Raw genomic sequence first — 2,769 nt, forward strand, 5'->3', positions numbered from 1 at the left:
ACATCGAAAACCAGCAGCGTCCCGTCTGACCCTCAACCCGGAGACGAAGAGCACTCCGGCGCTGCGCGCCTCCGGGCCAAGGATGGCCTTCACCCGCGCCCTGAAGGGCGGAGCACTGGCCAAGATCAGAGGTAGAGCGCGCGGACGGGCCGAGCACGGCACAGCCGGTCGAACGCGTCGAGGTCGGGGCCCGTCGCGGTGACCGGGATCGGGGCCAGTTCAAGACCGTGTGCCGAGGCGATGAGCTCGGGCAGCACACCGCCGCGCCCCCGGATCGCCGGTTCCTGCACGTCAGCGCACCTCCGACGCTTCGCTGCTACGACGCCTTGAAGCCGCCAACGCCCGCATCCGGCGCCTCACCGAGGAGAACCAGCAACTTCGCGAGCAACTCGCCCGCGCACTCGGCGAACAACGCGCCGCGACAACTCGCACCAGCCCGCTCCGGGCAGGCGCGAGCGATCCCATGTCGGCGTGCACATGAATGTGCCCAGCCAGGTACGAGTGAACGTGCTCGGCTCTGGGGGCCTGCCCGGGGGTGGCGCAGGCGCCGCTGGTGGGCTCTCTGGCGCGCGCTGGCGCCGCTCGTCAGCGCGCCTCTGCTCCGCTGGGCTGGTTGCCCGCCGTACTCCGGTGATACCGGGCGTCCTTCCCGGGCCAGCCACGGTCGATGAACGGCGGGCGGTCCACCCGCTCGAAGCACCGCAGCAGGAACTCGGTGAAGGTGCCGGCGGTCTCGAACCACTCTCCGATCTCGCTCCAGACGATGATGCGCCAGTCGTCCGGGTCCGGTTCCACGGCGAGGAAGTAGTACGTGTTGCCCTGCTCGTCGTGCCCCCAGTTGATCAGACCGCCCTCCTCGGGATGGAACGGCCATGGGTACAGTTCGGGGTCGTTCTTTCCCCGCCACCCCTGGTGCCAGAGCCGCTCCGCCTCCTCGTGGCTGCCGTCCATCGGCCGGTCCAACCACACGTATCCGTCTACGGCGCCGGGCCCGAAGAGGTCCAGAAACGCCTTGTAATCGGTCGGCAGGGCCAGGCCCAGGTAGGCCTCCGACGCTTGCCACAACTCCGGCCGCGCCTGGCCCCACCACTCCGGCTTGCCAAGCCAATCTCTCAACTTGTCCAGCGCCGTTGCTGGCATGACCGCCCCCATCTGCCGTGTCCCATTGGTGCTGGAAGCATCCTGCCGCCACGGACCGACAGAACGGTGCCCGCCCTCGCATCAGGCCCGGCAATACGGCCGGCCGACAGGTCCGAGCTGAGCACGTTCATCCGTACTTGGCTGAGCACCTCAACGAGTACGCGGACATCCCAGTCAATAACGATCGGCCCGTGCTGAAAGGACTCCCAGTGCCCGCATCCGCTACGTCGCGGACAACCACCGCGACGCAAACACCCAGGCCAACAGCCTGCCGAACAAGCGAACCCAAGATAATCCAGGAGCAGGTCGGCCACGAGTGCGACAGCTCCCTGGCCATCTACACCCACGTCAGCGACGACTTCATGAACACTTCCCTGCACAAGGCACTGGCCCCGGCATTCGCCGGAGCCTGACAGGAGGGATCCGGCGATGGCCGCCAAGCTCGACTACCACTGGCACCTGCGCAAGGTCATGGCGGACCGCGGGATGTTCTCCACCACCGACCTCATCCCGCCGCTCGCCGAACGCGGCATCACCCTGTCCTCCAGCCAGGTCTACCGGCTCGTCGTCGAGCGGCCCGAGCGACTGAGCCTGAAGATCCTCATGGCCCTGCTCGACATCCTGGACTGCACCATGGAGGACCTCATCGAGCCCATCGCGGTGGCCGGGGCCGTGAAGAAGCCGAAGAAGGCCGCCGCCGGCGGCACGGCGCCCGACTCGGAGGGACTCGGCGGACTGCGACCAAAGCGGGCCCGCATCAGGGGTGTTGACCGGTCATGACCACCGCTGACCGTCCCGACCGCGCCGTCGCGGACCCGATCGGCCTGGTCACCGATCTGATCGCCGACATCGAGAGGGAACTCGACCCCGACACCATCCGGGCCGTGGTCACTACGGTCGCGGGCGGCCGAGCGAAGTCGCGTTGCTTCGCTCAGGCCCTGGCGGGGCGGCCCGCCGTCCTGACCGACGGCCGGTCCCCAGCGCCGCGGGCCATAGGTGACCTGCTCATCGAGCTCCGCAAGGTCGGCGCCTCGGCGATCTCTCCGCCGGTCTGCGCCGAGTGCGGCAAGCTCCTACGCACTTTCCAGCGTCGCGGGCAGGACTGGTATTGCTCGGTCTGCGGCCAGGAGACCACTGAGAGGGCGTTTAGCGTGGGTGAATTGCCGCTTATGCCCTAGTAGGTCCCTCGCCAGGTTGGCGTGGTCTCGTCCGTTATGCGCTTGGCGAGGTTGCCGATCGAGGCGACGTGGATCATGGCTACGGAGCTGGCGGTGAGGGTCTCGTAGTCGCGGGCGAGACGTCGGTGCATCATGATCCAACCGATACTCCGCTCCACTACCCAGCGCCTTTTCACGACGTGAAAGCCGCGAACTCCGGGATTTTTGTTGACGACTTCGACGTCGATGCCGAGCTGCGCGCCGTGCTCGACGACGGCCTTCTTGAAGCCGGTGTCTACCCAGGGGAGTGTTCAATGAACGGCGGATCCGATGATCAAGGAGACGCCAGATGAGCGACACCACCATCGAGCAGATATCGGGAAGCGAGCCGGCGGCGGAGGCCGTGCCGGCGAGTGACGAGCAGTTGGTCGCGATGCTCGTGGACCGGGCCCGCAGCGAGGGTCTGCAGCTG

Annotated in this window: 4 protein-coding genes and 1 pseudogene; 2 read left to right on the top strand and 3 right to left on the bottom strand. The window is 67.5% G+C overall.

The window, feature by feature from the left end:
- Positions 1 to 125: 125 nt before the first annotated feature.
- Both ACGFSA_RS34985 and ACGFSA_RS34990 read right to left on the bottom strand, forming a co-directional pair.
- A complete protein-coding gene (locus ACGFSA_RS34985; RefSeq protein WP_393310194.1) occupies positions 126 to 290 on the bottom strand; it encodes a hypothetical protein in 165 nt (54 codons plus the stop codon).
- Positions 291 to 585: 295 nt separating this feature from the next.
- Positions 586 to 1,140, bottom strand: coding sequence for an SMI1/KNR4 family protein (locus ACGFSA_RS34990; protein ID WP_393310196.1), 555 nt, complete (start codon positions 1,138 to 1,140; stop codon positions 586 to 588).
- Positions 1,141 to 1,569: 429 nt separating this feature from the next.
- Here ACGFSA_RS34990 and ACGFSA_RS34995 point away from each other — a divergent pair, with 429 nt between their 5' ends.
- Positions 1,570 to 1,920, top strand: a complete 351-nt coding sequence (locus ACGFSA_RS34995) for a helix-turn-helix domain-containing protein (protein ID WP_393310198.1) — start codon at positions 1,570 to 1,572, stop codon at positions 1,918 to 1,920.
- Positions 1,917 to 2,318 carry a hypothetical protein gene (locus tag ACGFSA_RS35000; protein ID WP_393310200.1) on the top strand — a complete coding sequence of 134 codons (402 nt, stop codon included), beginning with the start codon at positions 1,917 to 1,919 and terminating at the stop codon, positions 2,316 to 2,318. Before ACGFSA_RS34995 ends, ACGFSA_RS35000 begins: the two co-directional genes overlap by 4 nt.
- On the opposite strand, the pseudogene ACGFSA_RS35005 reads toward ACGFSA_RS35000, so the two are convergent.
- Positions 2,315 to 2,599, bottom strand: a pseudogene (locus ACGFSA_RS35005) (transposase); the annotation flags it as partial. The gene ACGFSA_RS35000 and the pseudogene ACGFSA_RS35005 sit on opposite strands and share 4 nt — an antisense overlap.
- Positions 2,600 to 2,769 lie beyond the last annotated feature (170 nt).

The organism is Streptomyces sp. NPDC048496 (assembly GCF_043200055.1).
Taxonomy (GTDB): domain Bacteria; phylum Actinomycetota; class Actinomycetes; order Streptomycetales; family Streptomycetaceae; genus Streptomyces.

Bases quoted from the DNA above. Each gene is read 5' to 3' on its own strand.
- ACGFSA_RS34990 (WP_393310196.1), bottom strand. From the start codon at position 1,140: ATGCCAGCAACGGCGCTGGACAAGTTGAGAGATTGGCTTGGCAAGCCG.
- ACGFSA_RS34995 (WP_393310198.1), top strand. From the start codon at position 1,570: ATGGCCGCCAAGCTCGACTACCACTGGCACCTGCGCAAGGTCATGGCG.
- ACGFSA_RS35000 (WP_393310200.1), top strand. From the start codon at position 1,917: ATGACCACCGCTGACCGTCCCGACCGCGCCGTCGCGGACCCGATCGGC.